Source organism: Bacillus sp. FSL K6-1338 (assembly GCF_038006965.1).
Lineage (GTDB): Bacteria > Bacillota > Bacilli > Bacillales > Bacillaceae_G > Bacillus_A > Bacillus_A thuringiensis_S.
In genome coordinates, this window is sequence record NZ_JBBOWI010000001.1 from 2,925,454 (window position 1) to 2,948,981 (window position 23,528).

The following is a 23,528-nucleotide window of genomic DNA, read 5'->3' on the forward strand; positions in this document are numbered from 1 at the left end:
TCCTTTTTTAAAGTCAAACAAAACAAATTTGTAACAAAATTTTTTAAGAGCACTATATTTTTATAGGATTTTTTTATTAAAAGGAGGACCGTTACATCTATTTTCTTTTTTATAAAATAGATACTGAAACATACAATATGTTAGTTAGCCTAAATAATAGCTTTGACAAGTGCCAACCCAATTCCATTCGAGCCAAGCTTTTTAGAACTACTTGATTTATAGAATCGTTCAAAAATATGAGGTAATTCTTCAGCTAAAATTCCCTCTCCAAAATCTTGGATCACTAGTTCGATATAGATTGGAGAATTTTTGACCTGAATCATTATGTTACCACCTGGTTTAGAATGTTCTATTGCATTCTTCAACAGGTTTAACAAAGCTTCCTCCATCTATATTTTTTCGTGAATAACGATTATTTCTCTCGGTGCATTCCAATTAATATATTTTTATCACTTATCATGCTTTCCAAGCGATTTAGAACTTCCTTAGTCATATCTACTAAATTCCCTAGCTCTTGATCAAAGGATTTCCACTTATTTATCCCGAATATATAAATAACCATTCTCACAAGGAGCGAATTTATATGAATCTATTCGAACATGAAACATAAAACTGCTTCATTTTAATAAGAGGTCCTCCCTTTTTCTTTTCTCATCATATTATCCATTAAAAAATAGGAGGACAAATTTATGAAACGTGATCCATTATTTTTAACTTTATTAGAAAGTGCAAATACAAACTTTAGTGGCTGGGATTTTTCTTTCATTTCAGAAACGGGTCGAATGAAGAGCGAGCCATTATCGTGGTCGTACGGCAGTACTGCTTTTCAGCTTATGCAACGTGCAGAATCAATGCTCGATATGGGTACTGGTGGCGGAGAGTTTTTATCTATGTTACAACCGTTCCCGTCAACTACATTCGCTACTGAGGGCTACGCTCCAAACGTGCCAATTGCTCAGAAGAAATTAGAACCTTTAGGGGTTACAGTTGTGGCAGTAAGTGATGATACTGCTTTACCATTTCAAAATGAACAGTTTGATTTCATTCTGAATCAACATGAATCCTATTCTGCTTCTGAGGTAAATAGAATACTTTCTCCTAATGGAATATTTCTTACACAACAAGTTGGCGGTCTTGATTGCGTTGAACTTAATGAACAATTGGGTACGCCTCTAAATAGTGAGTTTGCAAATTGGTCTCTCGAAACTGCATGCAGTGAGTTAAACCAAAATGGATTTACTATTTTAGAAGCAAAAGAAGAATTCCCTTTCCAACGTTTTTATGATATTGGCGCTATCATCTATTATTTAAAAGCAATTCCGTGGCAAATTCCTGATTTTACTGTCGAAAAGTACTTTGAGGAGTTATATCGTATACATGAGATTATTTTGGAAAAAGGATATTTAGATGTGAATCAACATCGATTTATAATTAAGGCGATTCGTAGCTAACAAAAAGAGGTAGCAAAGCCACCTCCTTTTTTGTTCCGTTTACGTATATTCTCTACTCTTTCACCATAAGAAAAGTTATATCATGCATATTACAATTATGGCCAATAAATTGTATTTCTGAAACATATAATCACCTCGCATATATAATGAGAGCAAAAACGTGATTTTTCACTATCCTCTTCTATTGAGAAATGAGTTGTTTTTCATATCGCTTATTCGCATCATCTTCTGTCAAACATGCAGTTGTGTAATGAATAATATTCCGGTTATCATACGTGAATATATGTTTTAACTTATTTTCTTCTGTTAATACTGTCGGTAAGTATTTTGGTAAATTGCTAACAACACCTCTATTATCACCATCTAATATCCAATCAATTTCTTTCCATTCTAATAATCCTTCAGCCGTACGAAATGGTGTATTCATTTGCATTCCATCTGGCAAATCAGCAACGAACACATACATTCCTTCACTAGCCTGGGGCTCATCTTTACCTTTAAAACCAACAGTCCCTTTATACATTACACTTGAAAGTTCTATACCCGTTTCCTCAAACGTTTCTCTAATTATTCCTTCGTATGGCGTTTCATTATCTTCTATTTTTCCTCCAACACCATTCCACATCCCCATATTCGGCTTTTTATTTCTATTTAATAGCAGTATTTTATCGCTTTTTCTAATAAAACAAATTGTGTATTTGTACATACAATCATTTCCTTTCATTTTCCACATGAGTTATTTGGCTTATTTTCAAGTAAAAACACTCGCCTTACAATTCCTTACTACATAATATATAGTACAACTTTCATGCGTAAACACTTTACGTCAAACGAGAGAATCCTTTTTAGAAAGGAGAATTTAAAATCGATAATATAAGCAATGAATTTCTAAACCAATATTACAACAGCCTCGTGTGGTTAAACGATACACACTGGTTCGGAGTTCCAATCTGTAAACTTCCCTCTGACCTCTTTTTGTATCAAGAAATTATTTATGAATTAAAGCCCGATTTAATTATTGAATGCGGGACTTTTCACGGTGGTAGTGCACTGTATTTAGCTTCTATGTTAGATTTAATTGGAAAAGGTCACGTACTTACTATCGATATAACTCCGCAGCCAAATCGGCCATCACATAATCGGATTACGTATTTAACAGCCTCTTCTGTTTCTGTGCAGGCCGTCCAAACAATAGTAAGCATGCGCAAACCTGATGATGTGGTTTTAGTTATTTTAGATTCTGATCATAGTAAAGAGCATGTATCCAAAGAACTATTACTATATAAATCTATCGTCACTACTGGCAGTTATATGATTGTAGAAGATACCTCCATTAATGGAAATCCGCTTCTTCCCGATTGGGGTCCTGGTCCGATGGAGGCTGTGGATGAGTTTTTAACTAAAAATAATAACTTCATAATCGACGAGTCTAAACATAAATTTTTCATATCATTTAATCCAAAAGGTTTTTTAAAGAAAATAAAGTGAAACTTTAATAAGTGGGGTTTTGCTTCTCCCCCACTTATTCTATCATTTTCATTTTTGAAAAAGGATAATATACGAATTCCACCTTGCCAATTATGTTATCTTCTTCAATATATCCTAAGCCATTTCGACTATCTCTACTTACTTCGCGGTTATCTCCCATTACAAATAACTTATTTGGCGGAATTTTTGTCTTTTGAAAGTTATAAAACACTTGTGTGTTGTTAAATAAATCTTTGTTCGTATATGGTTCTTCTTGCTTTTTATCGTTCACATATACCTTTCCGTTCGTTATGTTAATTACATCACCCGGAAGCTCTATTACACGTTTCACATAATATTTCGATTCATCCGCTTCCTTTATAATGACAATTTCTCCGCGTTGTAAATTAGAAAGACGTACTACTGCTTTATTTACAAATACGTAATCTGCTTCATATAAAGTCGGCTGCATCGATTCCCCTTCCACTTTACATAAAGTAAAAGAATGGTAGCCTATTACCATCACCAATATAAATAGTATGTACTTTCCCCAGCCTCTCTTAATTTCCTTTTTCATATCCATTCCCACCTTATAAAGCGCTTTTTAACTCAAAAAATATATCACTGCACAATATGTTTCCATGCAGTGATACTATTTTTACTGTGCCTTGTTCGGTTGTTCTACTGAAATTGAATTTGTATTTGATCTATTTGTTTTTAATTCAAAATACGCATCCAAAATCTCTTTACCAATCGCAGAATTAATTCCTGATTTATCATCATTCACCCATGGTACAACAACTGAAAAAGCTACTTCCGGATCAGCATCATATGGTGCATAACCGGCAAGAGTTAAATTATAACATTTTTTTCGGTTGTTATTCTCATCTCTTCCAATATCACTTTCTCCACCATATACCGTCTCAGCTGTTCCTGTTTTTCCCGCTGGTTTATATGGTAAACCTTTAAACGTTCCGGTACCTGTTCCGTCAGCTTCTTGAAAAACTCTTCTAAACCCTTCTTTTACATGATTAATGTACGAAGTGTCCATATCCACTCGATTTAATACAACTGGTTCAATCGACCGAACGACTTTTCCTACATCCTCTGGTCTATTCGGTTGCTCTCTAACTTCTTGTACAATTTGTGGTTTCATTCGGTAACCGCCATTTGCAATTGTGGAAATATATTGCGCAAGCTGAAGCGGCGTGTATGTATCATACTGTCCAATCGCGTAATCAAGTAAAAATCCGGGTATGTTATCAGTTCTACCTACTTGACCGATTGCTTCATTTGGCAGATCAATACCAGTCGACACACCTAGGCCAAATTGTCTAAAATAGTAGCGCATTTTATTAAATGTTTCTTGTTTAATATCTAATGGATTATTTGGGACATAATTAATGCCTGCCATTTTTAAAGCTGTATTAAACATATAAACGTTCGATGAAACTTGTAAAGCTCTTAAATCATCAATATCCCCAAATTCTTTCCACGATTTCTTCGGCTTAGAACTTCCTTTAAAATACATTGGTGCATCAAAGAAATGTGTATATGGCTTAATCGCTTCTGTTTGATATCCAGCTAATAAAGTAGCACCTTTTACAGTTGATCCTAACTCATAAGAACTTGTCATCGTTCCTAATGCATAATCTTCTATTTGCATACCGCCATCTTTATTTACAATTTTCTTTCCTGCCATTGATAAAATTTGACCGTTTTTCGGATTCATCATTACTACGAACGCACGATCCATCATCGGCTCTGCAGCATGAAAAGCTCGTAAATTCTTTTCAAGGCTTCCCTCTACTTTTTTCTGTAAATCCATATCGACTGTTAACATTAAGTTATTTCCACTTTTTCCTTCGGTCACTTTTTCTGTTCGAACAATTTCCCCTGCTTTATCCATAATATTTTTAGACTGTTCTTTCGTTCCATGTAGTGCATCTTCGTATTGTTTTTCAATGTAACTTTTACCAATACGATCGTTTCGATTATAATCACGAACTAAATAATAATCTAATTGTTCTCTTGGCAACCCTTCATTTTCATTAGAAACGCTACCTAGTATAGAGCGCAGTATTTTATCATTTGGGTATTCTCGTTCCCAATCTACTGTCGTATCTACCCCCGGTAAACTTGCCAATCTTTCACTAACGACAGCATATTCATTTTGACTTACATCTTTTTTAACGATTTGCGGTGTCATTTTATATCCTGCATTCATTTTGCTTTTAATTACTAATACTTCTATATCTTCCTTTGAAAGCTCATTTAATTCTTCTTGTGTAATTCTTTCCCGGCGCAGTTCTTCTACTTTTTTATCTAATTCTTTTCCTTCTATTTCTTGCTTTCTAAATTTACTCTCATCTTCTTTCGTTACTTTCGCTGCTGCCCGCTTTTCATTTAACTGCATCCAAAAATCTTTCTTATCTGTCTCTGTTAACTTATCCATGTCCTCTTGCGACATTTCAATCAGCTTGGCTAAATCTCTTGCTACTTGTAAAACTTCTTTCGAGTCTACTCCTCTCATTTTCGTATATGTAACGGTTCGCAATGGTTTATTATTTACAATAACGTGACCTTGCCGATCAAACATTTTCCCTCTAGGAACGGGAGTGCTTACCGTTACATCTTCCTTTTTGTTTACTTCATTTCTATACGTTTCTCCATCAATGATTTGTACTTTACCTAATTGAATTATAATAGCTGAAAATAAAAGAAAGACAATAAAAAATAGTACATTTAACCGAAAAGGAATATGAGTCTTTTTCTTTTTCGATTGTTTCTTCTGCTCCTTTTTCTGTCTCATTTCGCTCCCTCGCTTCATTCTATTAACATTTCTACGCAAAATCATTATGTATCAAATTTATTTATATGATATATATAGAATTTTATATTAATTACAAAAGAAATAAAAGATTTAATTTTCAGTTTTTTAATTAATTATCCTATTTATTACCATTCCCTTAATGCACAATAACATGAATATTATTCTAAAAGAAAAATGGGGCAAATTGATTTTTATAAATTATAGAGATGTGGTTACTACATTATCAAAATGTTTTCATATGGCTTAAAACAGTGATTACTCAAATAAAAAACTGAGGCGGATACCTCAGTTTTTTCGATAACTTATTTCATTGAAGATAATCCTTCAACAAATTCACCAATTTTATTTTGAAAAACATAATCAAAGTTATATTCCTGTTCTGTTAACTCTTCATTTACTAAAATAGTTGTTGCCCCTACTTCTCTTTTTGCGATTTCCGGGAATGAAGCGACAGGTTGTACTTTTAATGACGTTCCCATAACGAGAAGTACATCTGTTTCATATAAACGTTTCATCGCATTTTGATATTGCGGCAATGTATCTCCGTATAAAACAACGTCTGGATTTAAAATGAAATTACACTTCTGACAGCGCGGTACTTCATGATCAATCATATACTGTAAATCATAGCCTGATTTACATTTTGGACAATGTGCTGTTTGAAGTGTTCCATGTAAATCAATGACGTGCTTACTGCCACCTAATTGATGTAAACCGTCAATATTTTGCGTTAAAATCGTAATATCTTTCCCTTGTTCTTCTAGCTCAGCTAAAAAGCGATGGCCACGATTTGGTTTATATTGATGGAACGTATTAATTTGAAAGATTTCTTTATAATGCTTCCAAAATTCTTTCGGACTTCGGTTATAGTACCCTCTTGATAAGTACATCTCCACATTCGCATCAGCATACAATCCATTTGCTGAACGAAAATCTGGAATACCACTTTCCGTACTTGCACCAGCGCCTGTTAATACTGTAATTTTCTTCGCTTTTTCTAAAATTGAACGTACTTCTTCAAATTGTTGCACAAAAATCACCTCTATGTATATTCCTATACTTATTATACCAGTTGTTTACAGGAGGTGTTGTACAATTCGTTTTATTTAATGCGTCGCACCCCCAACCTCTACAATATCTACTTCAACTGTTGTCGTTACCTCAACTGCCAATTCGATCCCTTTACGAATAGTAGAAAGTGACATACTCGGTTGCCCTGGATATTTACTCGCTTGTTCTGGTAAGAACGGAATATGAATAAATCCGCCTTTTATTTTCTTATCACGCTTCTCTAGTTCATGCATGAGACCGTAGAATAAATGATTACAAACGAATGTACCTGCTGTTTGTGAAACGGAAGCTGGTATACCTTCTTCTTGCAGTCTTTTTACGATTGCTTTCATCGGAAGTGTAGACCAATAAGCAGCTGGTCCTTCTTCTGCAACTGGCACATCTATGGGCTGATTCCCTTCATTGTCAGCAATTCTTGCATCATCAACGTTAATTGCGACACGCTCTATCGTAATATCTGGTCTGCCCCCAGCTTGTCCGATACATATAATCATTTCAGGGTTTAGTTCTTCTATATATTCTTTTAATACTTTTATTGATTTATGAAATACCGTTGGGACTTGTTTGCTAATAATCGTGTACTCTCCAATTGTTTTTTCATGCAAACTTTTTGCTACTTCCCAAGCTGGGTTGATGCTTTCTCCGCCAAACGGATCAAATCCTGTTAATAATACTGTTTTCATAGTTTTCCCTCCTAATTAGAAACGATATACAAGGCCGTACATAATAAACATATTGATAATAAAGATTGAAAGAGCAATTGGTACTTGTGCTTTAATAACTGCATTTTTATCCTTTAGTTCTAAAAGCATCGCCGGAACGATATTAAAGTTTGCTGCCATTGGCGTAAGTAGCGTTCCGCAATATCCAGCAAACATACCGAGTGCTGCCATAATTGCTGGATTCCCACCGTGCATTTGAACAATTAAAGGTAAACCAATTCCGCCAGTAATAACGGCAAACGCTGCGAATGCATTTCCCATTACGACTGTGAAAAGCATCATTCCTAAACAATACGCCATAACAGCAACGAACGGATACTCTGTCGGTAACACTTGTCCGACTAAATCTGAAACAACTTGCCCAACGCCAGACTTCGCGAATATACCGCCAAGTGCTGCTAACATTTGTGGTAAAATTACAGCCCAGCCGACAGCTTGTAATAGTCTGCTTCCTTCTTGTACAGGCGTTGTTATTTTTGATTTTGTAATACGCATCGCCGCAACGAATGCGAGTAATGCACCAAGCGCTAATGCAACTAATGTTACTTTATCTGGATCAACAAGAGAGACATTTCCCCATTTAATTTTCCCTAAGGTCAACGTACCGATAATTGTAAAAATAGGAATTAATAGTGCAGGCATAAAAATTTTATTTTTTAATTTCTCAGCATGTTTTACACGCTCTTGTACTGGAACTTCTTTTTCCTCTGATTTTGTTACTTTATTTAGCGAGGCTAAAACGACCATAGCGAGCACGATACAGCCAACGTAAAACGACGGAATTACATTTCCGAATAAAAATGTAACTGCAAACAATGCCCAAAATAAACTAGAACCGAATCTGTTGGGATGTTCACGATCGAATGCGATACGAACAGCGATAAAAGCAACGATTATCCCTAATACATAATAGATTGTATCCATTGTGATGATGTTCATATTAGATTGCCTCCTTCTCTTCTTTTCCTTCTGCCTTCATTGTTTTCTCTATATATTTATCAAACCTTCTAAATCTAATCCAGCTTACAATAAGTGCAGATATTGCAGTTGGAATGCCCCAAAGTGCCATATCCCATACACCCACATGCATACCTACTGAATCGAAGAACCCTTTCATTAATAAAATAGCACCAGTTGCGATGAAAATATCTTCTCCGAAAAACCAAGCTGTATTTTCCGCAGCAGCTGCGTTTGCTTTAATCTTTTCTCTTAATTTTTCAGGAAGTTTACCGTATTTACCTTGCGCGGCCCCTTCTGCCATCGGTGCAACGAGCGGTCTTACCGTTTGTGCATGCCCACCAATATTAAGCCCTAGTGCCGCTGACGATTCTCTTATCGTAAAATATGACATTAATACTCTTCCAGTTGTTGCTCCTTTTGATTTCGTTATAAGTGCTTCTGCTCTTTCTTTTAAACCGTAACGCTCTAAAATTCCGATTACCGGTAAAGTTAATATAATTGGCATAGACATATATCTATTTTCTATGAAAAATTTACCGAACATGCTGATCACATCATAAAAACTTAATCCTGAAACCATCCCCGTAACAATACCTGCAACCATAACTACTAAAAGTGTATTTAATCTAAATAAAAAGCCCACTGCAACAAGTAGTATTCCGATTAATTTAATCATCCCAGCACTTCCCCCTATTTTTTATTTCGGTGCACAAATAGAAACACCATTACGTTCGAATATTCTGTATATTTTTCCCGCAAATTGTACTGCTTTTTCTCCATCACCGTGTAAACAAATCGTCTGCGCCTGAACTGCTACTTCCTCTCCATTGACCGAATTTACATAGCCTTCTTTCACCATTTGAAGCACTTGCTTTATCGCTTCGTCTTCATTTTTTATAAGTGCATTTTCTTCTGTACGGCTCGTTAACGTTCCATCTTGCTTATATGTACGATCCGCAAACGCTTCTTGTACGAGAGTTACATTGTATTTTTCTGCAGCCTGTATAAACGCCTCGCTATTTGCTAATCCGTAAAGCGATAGACTCGGATTCATATGATAAATTGCCTTAGCGATTGCATCTGCAATTTTCGAATCCGTTGCCGCCATATTATATAAGGCACCATGCGGCTTTACATGCTGCATTTTCCCGCCTGCCGCTTTTACAAATGCGTCTAATGCGCCGATTTGATATAAAACATAATCGTATACTTCACTTGCTGAAACATTCATGTTTCTTCTACCGAATCCAATTAAATCAGGAAATCCAGGATGCGCCCCTATCGCTACGTTATGCTCCAAAGCTTTTTCAACAGTTTGCCGCATAACAGACGGATCACCCGCATGAAAACCGCAAGCAACGTTTATAGAGGAAACGAACGGAAGAATTTCATCATCATTCCCCATTTTATAAGCTCCAAAACTTTCTCCTAAATCACAGTTTAAATCGATTGTAGTCACAATGTATCCCTCCTAATTTCAGCTTCGTAAAGCGATAAATTTCTTTAATAGATTTATATTTACTTCTTGTTCTATGTACAATTGTTCCGCTTCTTCAAGCGTAATTTCCTCAAAAGAAACATAGTCCCCCGGCTTTAGCTGGGCAAGAAGAGGTAAATCTACAGAAATGATATTTCCCATTCTCGGATAGCCACCTGTCGTTTGCCTATCTGCCATTAATATAATTGGCTGTCCACCATTTGGAACTTGAATGGTTCCAAATGTAACAGGACTCGATAAAACCTCTTTTTCTTCAATCCTATTTAAAACTTCTCCCTCAATCCTATAGCCCATGCGGTCAGCATAATTAGATACCTTATACTCTTTCGTAAAAAATGCCTTTCTACTTTCTTCTGTAAATTGATCATATTCAAAGTCAGTTATGACACGAAGCTTAGGATGTTTCTTATACTTTGATAGTACGCTGTTGTTAATTGCCCATTTCGTTTTTATTCTCCCATCTTTTTGTAAGTCTTGAATGAAACGATTCGCCATTTCTGGTTGTGCACCAATTTGGAAGTAGTCACCCTTGTTGAGCATTCTTCCTTCTATACCGCCAATCGCAGCACGTATGTACGTACTTTTACTTCCCATAGTACGATCAATATGGATGCCACCCGCAAAAGTCACATACGCTCTGCAACCACTTTTTACTTTTCCAAAACAAAGCATACTACCTTCTTCCGCTAAAATGGGACGCCATAACGGGATACGTTCTCCATTCAGTAACGGTTCCATATCTGCTCCACCAATCGCAAGTAAAGTCGTTTTCTTTATTAACAATTTAGGTCCCATAATCGTCATTTCGAGTGCCGCTTCATTCTCTTCATTACCAACTAACATATTGATCATCCGAATTGCACTTTGATCCATCGCCCCGCCAACAGGTACACCATATTGTTGATAATAAGATCGCCCTAAATCTTGGACTGTTGTAAACATCCCTGCATGCAAAACCTCTACATCCATTTTTTAGCCCCCTCAAGCGATACGTACTCTTCCTTCGTTATTGGGATAAATCGTAAATACATACCACTTTGAATATATGTTGGTATTTCTTCGTTCGGATTAAATAGAGTAATAGGTGTTCGGCCGATAATATTCCATCCACCTGGTGTTTCAAGCGGATAAATACCTGTTTGATTTCCGCCAATACCTACTGAACCAGGAGAGATTTGTAATCGTGGCGTTTCTTTTCTAGGTGTTTCTAATTCTTTTGATAGTCCTCCTAAATACGGAAACCCTGGTGTAAAACCAAGCATATATACAAAATATGTAGTTTCACTATGTATTCGAATCACATCTTCTACTTGTAAACCTTTATAATGTGCAACCTCTTCTAAATCAGGTCCATATTCACCCCCGTAGCACACTGGTATAGAAATATGTTTCACATCCTGTTTTACTTCTTCTTTATAAGAATCACACAGCTCCTTTATATACTGGTGAACGTAATCATATGGCCTTTCACTTCTCTCATTTCTCTTCCATACTTCGTATACATTGTAGTAAACAGCTAATGAAGTAAACGACGGAACGCACTCAATCATTCCTGCAAACGGATGTTGCTGCAGTGCTTGAAATAACCGCTGTACTTTCTCATATATATCCATCTTAATTTCTTCACCAAATGTAACAATAATTGCTTGATCCCCTAACGCAGAAAATTTCATCCTACTCCCTCTTTCTATGCCAAAAAGCCGAGTTCTTTCGAAATGCGATGTGCTGTTTCTTTCACCTTAGCGATAAAATATGAAATGTTACTTTCGCTGTACTCAATTGCTAATCCCGAAATACTAATGCCTGCTACAACCGTTCCATCACTTGCGAAAATGGGCGCTGCTATTGCGGCTGTATGATTTTCTAACTCAGAATAACTAATTGTGTAGCCTTCCTTTTTTGCCATTTGCAACACTTCTAGCAATTGTTCCTTATCCACAATTGTTCCATCTGCAAACTGTTTTAAATCCACTTCCTCTATGTATCTCCGTTTCTCTTCCTCAGAAACATACGATAGTAAAATTCTCGGACATGCACCAGCATAAAGCGGTGCTCTTCTTCCAACCGCCGTATACACGCGTACTGGCTGAACACCTTCCATCTTTTCAACATAAATTGCGTCATTACCATCTTGAATTATTAAATTAACTGCCTGTCCTAAACTATCTCTAAGTTCTTTCATATAAGGAATTGCTATATTTCTTACTGATAATCGTTGTGAAACAAGTTGACCGAACCGTAAAAATACGACCCCTAAACGATATTTCCCCTTTTCGTTTTTTTGTAAAAACTCCATCTCTTCTAACGAGCCAATTAAACGATAAACAGATGTTTTCGGCATATTTGTAAGCTGAACCATCTCAGTTAAACTTAGCTCTTCATGCTCATAAAACAACTCTAAAATATCCATTGTCTTAACTGCCGTTTTATTTATACTCATTCTCTCTCCCTTTCGTTCCGAATTTCGGAACTTAAATTCCATTTTTCGAAACAAACATATAATTTAAAATTATAAAATATTCTTTCAATTCATTCAATAGATTTTAAACAAATAAAAAAGTACGGAAGAATATCTCTCCCATACTTCACTACACTTTATAACGCTCTTACTTGTTTCAACGGCCAGAAAACAGCTTGTCCTTTTCCGACAATCTCATCTTCTGAAATAAAGCCAAACATGCGACCATCCTTAGAAACTTCACGATTATCCCCTAAAACAAATACTTGGCCTTCTGGCACTTTCGTTTTCCCTGTGATTTGTTCTAACGTAAAGTCTGGAGTTAATACACGGCCTACTGCTTTTTCTTTAAACTGTTTTAAATATGGTTCTTCCATCGCTTTGCCGTTTACATATAAAACATCATTTTTATACTCAACTGTATCGCCTGGCAAACCAATTACTCGTTTTACTAAATCGTACCCTTCTTTTCCGTGGAAGACGATAATATCAAAGCGATCTAATCCACTTATACTATAACCAATCTTATTCACGAGAACTCGTTCGTTATTTTCTAAAGTGGGCATCATCGATTCACCTTGTACTAAAGAAGGTGTAAATAAAACGCCGCGAATAATAGCAATTAATACAAGGGTAAACCCTATCGTTTTAGCCCAAGAGAATAATTCTTTCTTCGTATTTTCCTTCATCGTTTCTCCTCTTTCTTAAGCACTTATTTTATTATTTCAACTAGTTCTTGTACTACATTAGGATCTATTTCAGAAAAACATGATTTTGCTTCTCTTACCGCTGTACCGACATGTGCTTGCGAAATTCCAGTTTCATCTAGCAATCGCTTTATATTTTCTTTCGTCACGCCAGCTCCAGCTACAAGCTGAATTTGACCATCACTTACTTTTTGCATTTCTGTAAGCACCGGAATATTGTCTACAATATCTCCTTGTCCACCTGAAGTTAAAACGTGAGTTACTTTATGAAACTTCTTTAAAGTTCTCATCGCTTCTACTGGATTTTCTATATCATCTATCGCACGGTGGTACGTTACATTCATTCCATCTACAACAGATAGTAAATCCGCTAATTTCTCTTCATCTACTTCATTTTGTTCGTTTAATACGCCTAATACTACACCAGCTGCTCCTAACTTCTGCGCAACTATAATATCTTCTTTCATCATTTCAATTTCTTCTTCCGTATATGTAAAAGACTTCGCATGCGGACGAATCATAACATGAATTGGTATACTCACCGCTTCTACCGCTTTTTTTATAAAAGCATAACTTGGTGTTAAACCACCTTCTGTATAAGATGAAATTAATTCAATCCGCTTCCCGCCAGCACTTTCAATTCTTTTTACATCTTCTAAACATGTTGCAATAACCTCTAGCATGAGATGACCTCTTTTCGTGCTTTTTTCTTATTATAACATTAGTAAAAATAAGAAGCCTAGCTTTCTCCTTTAAAACTTAAAAAAGAAGAATGAAAAGAAAGATTTTTTATTGGCAACGATTATTGGTAACATCCTATTATTCATGTACACTCCTACCATAATGAAAAAGCCCGTCATTTTGACGGACTTTTCTAATTTCAAGCTTTTCTTTCCTCAGTTTTCATATCAATGCCTAATTGATCTTCCAATAACTTTACACCTTTCTTTGTAAGATGGACAGCTCGGTTCTTATCCGTTTTCGTAATCCATCCTTGTTCAAAAAGCAGTTTTGCAATTGCAGACCCTAGCCAACCAGAAATATGGTAACGCCGTTCACTCCAATCAAGGCAAGGTTTTGCAAATACCCTCCTTTTTGTATCTTCCTCATCAACATTTATTCCAAAATTCAGAAACCATTGTTTACCTTGTTCTGTTACAATGTATTCTCCATCCTCTAAAATTATAAATTTCCTATCTAGTAATTTTTCAGTTATCTCTACACCGAGTTTGCCTGCAAGATGATCATAACAAGTTCGAGCATAACGAATTTGTTTTAGTTGACCTGATTGTTTTAAAGAGCGAACTTGAACTGTTGGTGCGATTGTCTCTAACTTTTCAAGCACTTCTGCAACTTCTTGATTAGCAAGTCGATAGTAACGATGTCTACCATGTTGTTCAACTGTAAGTAGATTCCCCTCTACTAATTTAGAAAGATGAGAACTAATTGTTGGATGTGACACTTTTGCCATATAAGCCAATTCGCTAGCAGGTAGTGCCTGATTATTCATTAGACAATCTAAGATGATTGCTCTTGTAGGTTCAGCAATTAGTTTAGCTATATATGAGATATTCGGATATACATTCATATTTCGATGATACCCTAACTGTTAAATTGATACAATTATTTTAAGTTTAATAGTAAAGAAGAATTTATTATGAATGCAATTGATCTTAGTATATTAAATTTGAAAGAGACGAGAAGGCGCTCAGAAAAATTATGGAATTCTCTTCCCGATAATTTTCTTAATTGGAGGCCTGATAATGAGGCTATTTCTTTTGGTGAGATGATTCGTCACGTATGGAGCTCAACTTTTTACTATCATATGATTTTAAAAAACAACGGCTCAATAAATGATATACATTTCCCGTATGATGAAGAGCCAATTACTTGTGTAAAAAAGGAAATTGAATTGGCACAATCATACTTTACTGACTTCATAGAGTATGTTCAATCCATAAACATAGCAGAGCTAGATTCAACCCTTATCGATCGAAGCGATGTTGGCTATCAAAGATATTTAGGAGACATGCTATTACGAATTGCCTATCATGATGCGGTCCATGCAGGTCAATTTTTACAATATTTACGAATGATAAACTTAGAAAGACCATTAATTTGGGATTAAATACGAAAAATGTTTATACAGCCTTCAAACTGGCATTACAACAAGAATTTTTCAACAAGAAACAATCACAAAACCATGATAATCATTTATATTAAAAACCTACATCTCACCCAAGTACTTCATACACATAAAAAGCACGGATTTGATCACTAATCAAACCCGTGCTTTCAAAACAACTATTTTATCCATAAACAATAAAATATAAGCTTTAAAAACTACGACCGAAACGCCGCATCCGCCAGCATAGACAATGTTGCATCATCCATCGGCGGATTGTGTAATCCTGCTCTGACGTTTAAATAGTAACGATGGAGCGGATTTTTTTCTGATAAACTTTTTGCTCCTACGATGCGCATTGATTTATCCACTATGGATATCGCCGCATTTGTTACGGCGTATTTCACTGCCGCTAATTCTGCTTGCAGTGACAGTTTATCTTCTGCCTCATCGTATTTTTTCGCAATTTGATATAAAAAGACGCGAGCTTGCATAAGCTCGAGTTCTAATTCTCCAACTAATCTTCTAACATTCGGTAATAAACTAATAGAATGGTTTAAACTATTTGGTTTGTATGATCCCGCAAACTGAACTGCATAATTTCTTGCTGATTGTGCAATTCCTAAATAACATGCTGGTATATGTAGCAACCAGCCAATACCCTTTTGTTTCACTTTCCCGCCTTTTACATCCGTAAAAAGGCGGTTGTCTATCTCTACATTTTGTAAGACAAGGTCGTGGCTAGCAGTCCCTCGCATTGCAACGCTATCCCACGTTTCTTCAATGGATACACCGAGCGTATTTCTTGGAATGACAAACTCACCAACTTCTTCTTGGCCTTCCATACTTGCTGAAATAATAAAATAATCAAGTACTGGCGCCATTGTTGTAAAAGTTTTTCTTCCATTTATAATCCACTTCTCGCCTTGTTGAATCGCTATTGTTTCTGGCTTACCACCACGCGTCGGACTCCCTGTTTTTGGCTCTGTTGCTGCCCTGTTAAAGAGCGCACCATTGCTTACTTCTTCGCAAAACCATTTGAACACATCATCATCCCAAGAGCGATTTTCCGCTAGCTCCTTCACAATGCCAAGATGCCAGCCAATCGATAATGCAGTAGCTCCGCAGCCTTCCGCGATTTTTTCTTGAAATAAAACGAAGTCATATAAAGAAATCGCACTACCACCAAATTCCTTCGGTAACGTTAATTTCGTATATCCGATATCTTTCAAATCATTTATATTTTCATACGGAAATGATCCTAATTCACTTAGTTGATGCTCCCTTTCCATGAACTTCGGAATCAATTTATTTATTTTCTCAATAATTAAAGACTGTTCTTCTGTTTCAACAAATGAGAGTGCCATACTATAATCTCCTTTATCCCGCATTAACGGGCAGTAAAACTCCCACCTAAAAATTCAGGTGAAGCAAAGGAAGTTAGGTGGGAGATCAACTGCCCGTAAACGCCCGATTGGTTCAACTAATAATCAGTGGGAAACCCACCCACTGATTAAAGTTTCACTTTATGCTCGATTCATAAACCGTTCATTTTGTCATTATGATTATATGAAGCTACCTCTCTATTGTTTCACTATTCCGATAAAAATACAATGTTTTTGACTAATAAGAAAAGTTCCTATTTAAGGATAGATCCTTTTCTTATATTAGTCCCCCTTCAATGCTTTTAACGGCAAAGAGGTTACATATCCAATATACGAGAATAATTCTTTAAAGAAGAATGGTATTTCTGTATCTAACGTTTTATATGCTGATGTCGGCGTTGGTGAAGCATATGCTTCAATATTAATATGTTTTGCGATTCTCATTGCGCGTTTCATATGAAGTGGATCACTTACAATCGTGTATGTGTGTATTCCGTTCTCTATTCCAACTTGCTTCGCATTCTTTAAATTTTCTTCAGTGAAAAGGGATTTTGTTTCAATTAAAATATCTTCCTCTTTTACACCTTGTTTCATTGCATATACTCTTGCAGTACGTGCTTCCTCAAGTTCTGCCTCGAACTTTGTACCACCTGTAAAAATAATCTTTTTAATATTTCCGTTCCTATATAAAGAAATCGCATGATTAATTCTTTCTTTAAATACAGGAGATGGTTTTCCGTTCCATGAAGCTGCGCCTAGTACGATACCAGCATCCGTTTTCACGTCATCATTTGCTTTAAAACGATAACTCCAAATATCATAAGCTGCATAACTTACATATAAAATAGCAGAACAAATCATTAGTAAAAATACTTGAAAGATTCGTCTTTTCTTACTCTTCTTATTTTCTTTCATTTGTAATTGCCTCCGTACATCATCCATACTTCTATAAAAAACATTTATATCAAATCGTTTTGTTTGAGTTTATTTAAAAGAAGGAACTTTACTTGTTATTTATATATAAAAGGGTTTTCATTTAAAATTGAGGATTATCAATTCATTTTCATTTGCGGTATTCATTACATTTTTTTAAATTCATAAGTTTATTACCATACAACTACATTGTAACGAATTTTTTCTCAGAAGGGAACGATGAAACAAAAGGAATTAAAATAAAGTAGCATTTTGTAAGAAAAAAGGTATATTTTTCATATCTCACGAACAATATACCTTTCAAAACACGAATTATACCTTTTCTTTATATAACTGTAATTTTTCTAACAATTGTTCTTTTACGCCTGGCCATTCACTCGAGATAATACTGTACACCACCGCATCTCTCACATAACCATTCGGTAATTTTCTTTCATTTCTAAGCACACCCTCTTTTACTGCGCCTAACCTTTCAATTGCTCGTTGTGCTTTTTCATTTCTTGCATCCGTCTTAATTTGTACCCTAAGCATATGCAGTTTTTCAAAAGCATACTGGAGAAGCATATACTTACACTCTGTATTTATACTCGTACGTTGCACACTCGGATGATACCACGTTTGCCCTAACTCAACTGTCTTATCTTCTACTGAAATATTATATAAACGTGTACTTCCTACAATCTTATTCGTCTGTTGATCTACGACTACCAAAGGTATTTGAGTACCTCTTCCGTAACCCTTTATCGCTTTTTGAACGTATTGTTGCATATCTTGCACACTATCCATTTTAGAGATTAAATACGCCCAAATATCCCGATTTCCTTCTACAATCGAAAACAAAGTTTCGACATCAGTATTATCCATTAACCGCAACTTTGCTCTTTCGTGAATAATTTCCATTTGTAAGCCCCCTTTGTTGTTACTATAACATACCATCGATATCGTTTTATTAATATATAAAAATATTTTTTCGTAAACGTGTAGTACATCTAAAAATAAAAAATGCGATGCCTTTATTCAAGCATCGCACTTATAATTTCGCACTACCTACGATTTTACAATAAATATTCATTTACACAAGTTAGTAAACGTCATATATTTAGAACTTACATTCTAGTTCAAAGCAACAAATAAGCAATCGGCGTAATGATAAGCAACGTTAAAATCGTTCTCTGCACATACAGAATAATAAGTTCAGATACTTTTAACGGAATATCTGTTGATAATATACAAGGAATGGAAGCGGAGAAAAACAGTATAGATGATACGGAAACAACTGCAATGACAAACTTTGTCACAAGTGGCGCACTTACAACTAATAATGACGGTAAAAACATTTCTGCAATACCAACTGATGCGGCTTTAGCGGCTAAGTCTGCTTCTGGTAATTGTAATAGCCATGTAAACGGATAGAAAATATAACTGATCCAATCAAATATTGGCGTAAACTTCGCTAAGACGATACCAATTAATCCTACTGACATAATGGATGGTAAAATTCCCATCGTCATAATAAATCCGTCTTTTAAATTCACTGCAATATTTTTCATAATGCTCGGTGCAGACTTTGATACTTCTAACGCATCTTCCCAAGCACATTCTAACATTTTCTCTTTATAAACAGGCTCTGGGAACCCTTCTTCTGTTACATATGTATCTGGTTTTCTACTGAGGGGCGGGATTCTTACGGTGATAGCAGTCACGATGAACGTTACAACAAGCGTAGTCCAAAAATAAACATTCCATAAATGCATAATATCTAATGTTTTTGCGATGATGATCATAAATGTAGCGGATACTGTAGAAAATCCTGTAGCGATAATCGCCGCTTCTTTTGTGGTATACTTTCCTTCTTTATACACGCGATTCGTAATAAGGAGGGCAAGCGAATAACTTCCAACGAAGGACGCAACTGCATCGATTGCCGATCTCCCCGGCGTATTCCATAATGGCCTCATAATCGGACGACAAAATGTACCGATAAATTCAAGCAATCCATATCCGACTAATAACGCTAAAAACGCCGAGCCAATTGGAACGAGCAAACTTACTGATATGACTAGCTTCTCATACAAAAACGGTCCAACATCTGGCGCAAAGAACCAAGCTGGTCCTACTTTTAAACAATATAATATGCCAAAAACAACGCCAACTACTTTTAAAATAGAAAAACAAATGTCTACGATAGATGCATTCCATTTCTTCGTATAAAATGGATAAATTGCACCAATTGCCATAACAAATAATGCATAATAAGGTACTACGTCAGGAACCGAAGCCCTAATCCACGATACGATGTGATCAATCATAATAGACGATGCACCGTTTATCGTAACAGGAACGAAAAACATAAACACTCCAACGAGACTAGCAAGTATAAACCGGAGAATAATCCCCTTCTCTCGCCCTGCCTTAATTATATTGCTCTTTAATTCAATTTCACTCAAAATTCGACACCTCCTATTATCTAAATATTCTGTATAATTATGTTATATTCCTTCTTTCCGTTTCTACTATTTAATCATATGAAAAAACCTATTTTGAAATAGGCTTTTCTATTCCCCTTTATAATCATCCACAATCACTTGAATGATACGATAAGATTCTTCTGCCACCCTCTCATTACTATCCTTATTTGCGTCATATGTAATTAACGCCTTCCAAAGTGCCCATCCTCTCGCTCTATTCCATGTTTCTTCGTCCATACGTAACACTTCTTTAAATACGTTTCTACTATTTTCATCAAAAAATGTCCAAGCCATCGCCGCATCACATGCAGGATCTCCTACTCCTAAAATACCAAAATCAATTACAGCACAAAGCTTTCCATCTTTAACGAGTAAATTCCCTGGCGCTACATCTCCATGAACCCAAACTGGCTTACGGTCCCATGTTGAACTAAGTGCTACATTCCAAAGGTGCTTTAATAATGCCTCGTCAAAAACATCCTTATTATTTTCAATAGCAACTCTCGCCTCTTCATCATATACCGATATAAGTCCGCCCCGGTAAAAATTATGTGTTCCAGCTAAAGGTCCGTTACTCGCATCAATAGATTGCAATTCTACTAAAAAAGATCCTAAATCCGCTGCAAATTCATTTAAATCACGAACTTTTTGTTTCGTAACTGTTTCCCCCTCTATCCACTTATTAATAGACCAAGGCAATGGATACGCTTCAGATGGATTTCCTTTCGCAAGTGGGGTAGAAATCGGTAAAGAAAGCCTCTTACTTAATAGTGGTAACCACTTATTTTCTTTCTCTACTTGCGGTGCATATGCCACATCACTTGGCAATCTTACACTCATCTCATCCCCTAAGTGAAACGTCCTATTATCATGCCCACTAAACTTTACAGGTTTCACTTCTAAATGGGCCCATTCGGGAAACTGTTCCTGTATTAACTTTTCAACTAAACTTACATTAATTAGATGCATTCACATTCTCCTTTTCTTTTGAAACTTACTAAGCCCATCCGTACTTCCAACATATTCAAAACCATTTTTCTTATAAAAATCATTCAACGTACGATTATGCCCCACACAATCTAACTTCAAATACTCTTTATCACATTGCACATTCTCTTCTACCCACTGTAAAATCCATTCGCCTATTCCATTTCCCTTATACTTCCGTTTCACCGCAAATCTATGAATATATAATGAGTTAGAAACTTCCTCTTTACCAAAAATATGTTCATCCCATTCATTTTGTTTAGGAGAAACTGTAACCGTACCAACTATTTCATCTTCTTTCAGAACAACATATGTATATTTTTCTCTTATACATTCTAGTATTTCAGCCGTAGCTTCCTCTCCTAAAAGATACTGCCACTGATCCACTTCTTTATATTGTAGCCATTGCGCTACTTCTTTTAATAAAAGGAGAATACTATCACTTTCAATTTCAGTAGCAATTCGAATTTCATGTTCTTTACTTATATTTCTCTCCATATTGCCGTTCCCCTTTCAAATTGCTACCATACTGACAAATGCGTCCTTCCATCATTTTCATCTATAATATATTCTACATAAAATCCTTGATTCACTGCGTTTTCATACATCATTTCAATCTCTTCTTGGTTTTTCGCATAAATTTGTATATACTCACCATCCGCTACTAATACGACTACTTCACACTTACTCTCCTTAAATTCTTCAAATGTTGCAATTTCTCCTAGTACCTCTCCTTTTGGACATGCTTTTAAATCTAAAAATAAAAGATAATATATGTTATCTTTTATTAGCTTTTTTAATTCTGATCCTTCCATAATCTCGTTATCTTCTGAAAATAACTCTGAACCTAATTCATTCCCTATTATTATATAAGCTTCCTCCCTTCCCATGACTTGCCAATCAAATACAGTAATATCAATTGGCTTTAATACTTTCCAAAGTAAATTATCATATCCATCTAGAATATCTACTGTAATCCCTCTTTTCATATGCTTGCTCCTAACTTATTCATTTTCATTTCATACATTATATATCAAATGTAATTACTATATTTTGTCGATACATATGTACATCATAAAAAAACCGCTCCACTACTAGCGAAACGGTTTCCTTCTGCTTACATTTAAATATTTCATTCAATTGTTGCACTACGTTTTAAAATATTTTTTAATATATGCACCACATCAGTCGTTCATTCTTAATGCTCACTTCGACTTCACGAAGTAATATAAAAACCATACTGCATGATTTTGTTCATCCGCAGCTATTCTCCGCAACAACTCTTTCAGATGTGCATCCGATGTCTCATCTGAAATTTCCAAATAAAAATCTACTGTTTTTTGTTCATCTTGTATAGCGAACTCTAATCCTTGTAAATACGTATTTGGGCAGTCTTCAGTAATTTGTGGTTTTGGCTGCCTACCAGTTAAACTCGTATAAATTTGTACAAAGTTGTGGAAATGCTTTATTTCATCATTACGAATTTCAAGAATTTGTTTTTGTTCTACTTGATTTGGAGCCATATTCGCTAATTTTGCATAGCAGCTTATAGCGCTATACTCTCCGTTTATAGCTTTTTCAATATCACTAATCAACTTATCATTTTGTCTATACCAATCATAATAATTCGAATTATACATCGTATCCCTCCATACTTTCGCTTAACATTTTATGCATTTAGAAATAGTAGGAGCCTGTGTATATAACGGGACGACTTTAGATTGAAAGTAAAGTTTGAGAAAAGGGTCTATTTTGCAAAGGAATTGCTTATTCATAAAGTGAAACTATAATCAATGGGGATTTTACTACACGGCAAATAGCGGATAAAATATCACTATTTTTTTGTACGCTGTTGCTATAAATTCGCGAATGAATCAGGTTTCCAACCAGATGTGGTGTTGAGATGCGAAGCTATTATGAATCCAGTCATATAACTAGGAGGTACCACTATGCCATCTTTATTTAAACCTATGGCCTTCCAGCTGAAAACCGAAAGACTTGAGCTTAGTATGTGGGAGGAATCCGATTCCGTTTGGCTGAGCAAATTAATTGGCGAACGTGGTGTGGACATTCCAGCCGTTGATTCCGTTCGTAACCGGCTCATTGAGATGCGCAAGAAGGCAGAGGAAAATGGCATTTCCCTTCTCACTATTCGAAGGCGCAATGAAGGCGATTTCATCGGATACTGCGGCTTAATTATCGGTCGTTCCACACTTGAAGAGCCGGAGATTGCATACGAGTTGTTCCGCAGCGCCCATGGTAAAGGTTATGCAACTGAGGCGGCATCCGTTGTACTGGACGCTGCGATTGCTACTGGGCGCCATAGACTTTGGTCGACTGTAGGCACTTGGAATATCGCTTCACTCCGGGTACTAGAAAAGATAGGATTTAAGCGTCATCACAGTACGTGGGATGATGAACGTGGTGAGATTGTTTGGAACGTACGCGATTTTTAGAGATTCC

The 23,528-nt window shown here is 35.8% G+C and carries 26 protein-coding genes and 1 pseudogene; 4 read left to right on the forward strand and 23 right to left on the reverse strand.

Annotated features, from left to right (window positions below; genetic code table 11):
- Positions 1 to 152 precede the first annotated feature (152 nt).
- Positions 153 to 526, reverse strand: a pseudogene (locus tag NZ044_RS15095) (sensor histidine kinase); the annotation flags it as partial.
- 163 nt (positions 527 to 689) lie between these two features.
- Between NZ044_RS15095 and NZ044_RS15100 the strand changes: the two are divergent.
- On the forward strand, positions 690 to 1,451 hold the full coding sequence (locus NZ044_RS15100) for a class I SAM-dependent methyltransferase (protein ID WP_118961881.1): 762 nt from the start codon (positions 690 to 692) through the stop codon (positions 1,449 to 1,451).
- Between the two features lie 181 nt (positions 1,452 to 1,632).
- Here NZ044_RS15100 and NZ044_RS15105 read toward each other — a convergent pair whose 3' ends face one another.
- Complete coding sequence (locus NZ044_RS15105) at positions 1,633 to 2,157, reverse strand: NUDIX hydrolase (protein WP_000280180.1); 525 nt, start codon at positions 2,155 to 2,157, stop codon at positions 1,633 to 1,635.
- Between the two features lie 158 nt (positions 2,158 to 2,315).
- Here NZ044_RS15105 and NZ044_RS15110 point away from each other — a divergent pair, with 158 nt between their 5' ends.
- Positions 2,316 to 2,939 carry a cephalosporin hydroxylase family protein gene (locus NZ044_RS15110; RefSeq protein WP_265736909.1) on the forward strand — a complete coding sequence of 208 codons (624 nt, stop codon included), beginning with the start codon at positions 2,316 to 2,318 and terminating at the stop codon, positions 2,937 to 2,939.
- A 34-nt stretch (positions 2,940 to 2,973) separates the two neighbouring features.
- Here the strand turns inward: NZ044_RS15110 and lepB (NZ044_RS15115) are convergent, their stop codons facing one another.
- The 13 genes from lepB (NZ044_RS15115) to NZ044_RS15175 all read right to left on the reverse strand — a co-directional run bounded on the left by lepB (NZ044_RS15115) (position 2,974) and on the right by NZ044_RS15175 (position 14,755).
- Positions 2,974 to 3,495 (reverse strand): signal peptidase I, encoded by a 522-nt coding sequence (lepB, locus tag NZ044_RS15115; protein ID WP_340949831.1) that lies wholly within the window; start codon positions 3,493 to 3,495, stop codon positions 2,974 to 2,976.
- An 81-nt stretch (positions 3,496 to 3,576) separates the two neighbouring features.
- Positions 3,577 to 5,730 carry a peptidoglycan D,D-transpeptidase FtsI family protein gene (locus NZ044_RS15120; RefSeq protein ID WP_340949834.1) on the reverse strand — a complete coding sequence of 718 codons (2,154 nt, stop codon included), beginning with the start codon at positions 5,728 to 5,730 and terminating at the stop codon, positions 3,577 to 3,579.
- Positions 5,731 to 6,053: 323 nt separating this feature from the next.
- A complete protein-coding gene (locus NZ044_RS15125; RefSeq protein ID WP_001183806.1) occupies positions 6,054 to 6,782 on the reverse strand; it encodes an NAD-dependent protein deacylase in 729 nt (242 codons plus the stop codon).
- A 75-nt stretch (positions 6,783 to 6,857) separates the two neighbouring features.
- On the reverse strand, positions 6,858 to 7,505 hold the full coding sequence (gene pcp / locus NZ044_RS15130; RefSeq protein ID WP_000859749.1) for a pyroglutamyl-peptidase I: 648 nt from the start codon (positions 7,503 to 7,505) through the stop codon (positions 6,858 to 6,860).
- Between the two features lie 15 nt (positions 7,506 to 7,520).
- Positions 7,521 to 8,483, reverse strand: coding sequence for a DUF979 domain-containing protein (locus NZ044_RS15135; protein WP_001021658.1), 963 nt, complete (start codon positions 8,481 to 8,483; stop codon positions 7,521 to 7,523).
- 1 nt (position 8,484) lies between these two features.
- Positions 8,485 to 9,180 (reverse strand): DUF969 domain-containing protein, encoded by a 696-nt coding sequence (locus NZ044_RS15140; RefSeq protein ID WP_000593392.1) that lies wholly within the window; start codon positions 9,178 to 9,180, stop codon positions 8,485 to 8,487.
- Positions 9,181 to 9,201: 21 nt separating this feature from the next.
- Positions 9,202 to 9,963: a 5-oxoprolinase subunit PxpA gene (gene pxpA / locus NZ044_RS15145; protein WP_044784026.1), complete on the reverse strand. Its 762-nt coding sequence runs from the start codon at positions 9,961 to 9,963 to the stop codon at positions 9,202 to 9,204.
- A gap of 18 nt (positions 9,964 to 9,981) precedes the next feature.
- Positions 9,982 to 10,971 (reverse strand): 5-oxoprolinase subunit C family protein, encoded by a 990-nt coding sequence (locus NZ044_RS15150; protein ID WP_044784027.1) that lies wholly within the window; start codon positions 10,969 to 10,971, stop codon positions 9,982 to 9,984.
- Positions 10,962 to 11,675 (reverse strand): 5-oxoprolinase subunit PxpB, encoded by a 714-nt coding sequence (gene pxpB / locus NZ044_RS15155; RefSeq protein ID WP_044784028.1) that lies wholly within the window; start codon positions 11,673 to 11,675, stop codon positions 10,962 to 10,964. Before pxpB ends, NZ044_RS15150 begins: the two co-directional genes overlap by 10 nt.
- Positions 11,676 to 11,689: 14 nt before the next feature.
- Complete coding sequence (locus NZ044_RS15160) at positions 11,690 to 12,442, reverse strand: IclR family transcriptional regulator (protein WP_097891212.1); 753 nt, start codon at positions 12,440 to 12,442, stop codon at positions 11,690 to 11,692.
- 155 nt (positions 12,443 to 12,597) lie between these two features.
- Complete coding sequence (lepB, locus tag NZ044_RS15165; protein WP_000662490.1) at positions 12,598 to 13,149, reverse strand: signal peptidase I; 552 nt, start codon at positions 13,147 to 13,149, stop codon at positions 12,598 to 12,600.
- 23 nt (positions 13,150 to 13,172) lie between these two features.
- A complete protein-coding gene (locus NZ044_RS15170) occupies positions 13,173 to 13,850 on the reverse strand; it encodes a copper homeostasis protein CutC (protein ID WP_000895107.1) in 678 nt (225 codons plus the stop codon).
- A gap of 197 nt (positions 13,851 to 14,047) precedes the next feature.
- Positions 14,048 to 14,755 (reverse strand): ArsR/SmtB family transcription factor, encoded by a 708-nt coding sequence (locus NZ044_RS15175; RefSeq protein ID WP_001103796.1) that lies wholly within the window; start codon positions 14,753 to 14,755, stop codon positions 14,048 to 14,050.
- Between the two features lie 69 nt (positions 14,756 to 14,824).
- On the opposite strand from NZ044_RS15175, the gene NZ044_RS15180 reads away from it, so the two are divergent.
- Positions 14,825 to 15,295, forward strand: coding sequence for a DinB family protein (locus NZ044_RS15180; RefSeq protein ID WP_000991277.1), 471 nt, complete (start codon positions 14,825 to 14,827; stop codon positions 15,293 to 15,295).
- 215 nt (positions 15,296 to 15,510) lie between these two features.
- Here NZ044_RS15180 and NZ044_RS15185 read toward each other — a convergent pair whose 3' ends face one another.
- The 8 genes from NZ044_RS15185 to NZ044_RS15220 form a co-directional block, all read right to left on the reverse strand.
- On the reverse strand, positions 15,511 to 16,659 hold the full coding sequence (locus NZ044_RS15185) for an acyl-CoA dehydrogenase family protein (RefSeq protein ID WP_097891210.1): 1,149 nt from the start codon (positions 16,657 to 16,659) through the stop codon (positions 15,511 to 15,513).
- A 300-nt stretch (positions 16,660 to 16,959) separates the two neighbouring features.
- Positions 16,960 to 17,592: a YdcF family protein gene (locus NZ044_RS15190; protein ID WP_000662217.1), complete on the reverse strand. Its 633-nt coding sequence runs from the start codon at positions 17,590 to 17,592 to the stop codon at positions 16,960 to 16,962.
- A gap of 330 nt (positions 17,593 to 17,922) precedes the next feature.
- Complete coding sequence (locus NZ044_RS15195) at positions 17,923 to 18,510, reverse strand: GNAT family N-acetyltransferase (protein WP_000402591.1); 588 nt, start codon at positions 18,508 to 18,510, stop codon at positions 17,923 to 17,925.
- A gap of 218 nt (positions 18,511 to 18,728) precedes the next feature.
- Complete coding sequence (locus NZ044_RS15200) at positions 18,729 to 20,057, reverse strand: YjiH family protein (RefSeq protein ID WP_001289409.1); 1,329 nt, start codon at positions 20,055 to 20,057, stop codon at positions 18,729 to 18,731.
- 108 nt (positions 20,058 to 20,165) lie between these two features.
- The gene (locus NZ044_RS15205; RefSeq protein ID WP_118961880.1) at positions 20,166 to 21,047 is read right to left on the reverse strand and encodes an aminoglycoside phosphotransferase family protein; all 882 of its coding nucleotides are present in this window, start codon (positions 21,045 to 21,047) and stop codon (positions 20,166 to 20,168) included.
- Complete coding sequence (locus tag NZ044_RS15210) at positions 21,048 to 21,563, reverse strand: GNAT family N-acetyltransferase (RefSeq protein ID WP_000440746.1); 516 nt, start codon at positions 21,561 to 21,563, stop codon at positions 21,048 to 21,050.
- A 23-nt stretch (positions 21,564 to 21,586) separates the two neighbouring features.
- The gene (locus NZ044_RS15215) at positions 21,587 to 22,054 is read right to left on the reverse strand and encodes a DUF2691 family protein (RefSeq protein ID WP_063675504.1); all 468 of its coding nucleotides are present in this window, start codon (positions 22,052 to 22,054) and stop codon (positions 21,587 to 21,589) included.
- Between the two features lie 216 nt (positions 22,055 to 22,270).
- Positions 22,271 to 22,705, reverse strand: coding sequence for a ferritin-like domain-containing protein (locus tag NZ044_RS15220; RefSeq protein WP_000282834.1), 435 nt, complete (start codon positions 22,703 to 22,705; stop codon positions 22,271 to 22,273).
- 309 nt (positions 22,706 to 23,014) lie between these two features.
- Between NZ044_RS15220 and NZ044_RS15225 the strand changes: the two genes are divergently transcribed.
- Entirely contained in the window at positions 23,015 to 23,521 is a 507-nt protein-coding gene (locus NZ044_RS15225; protein ID WP_063675505.1) for a GNAT family N-acetyltransferase, read from the forward strand.
- The last annotated feature ends 7 nt before the right edge of the window (positions 23,522 to 23,528 follow it).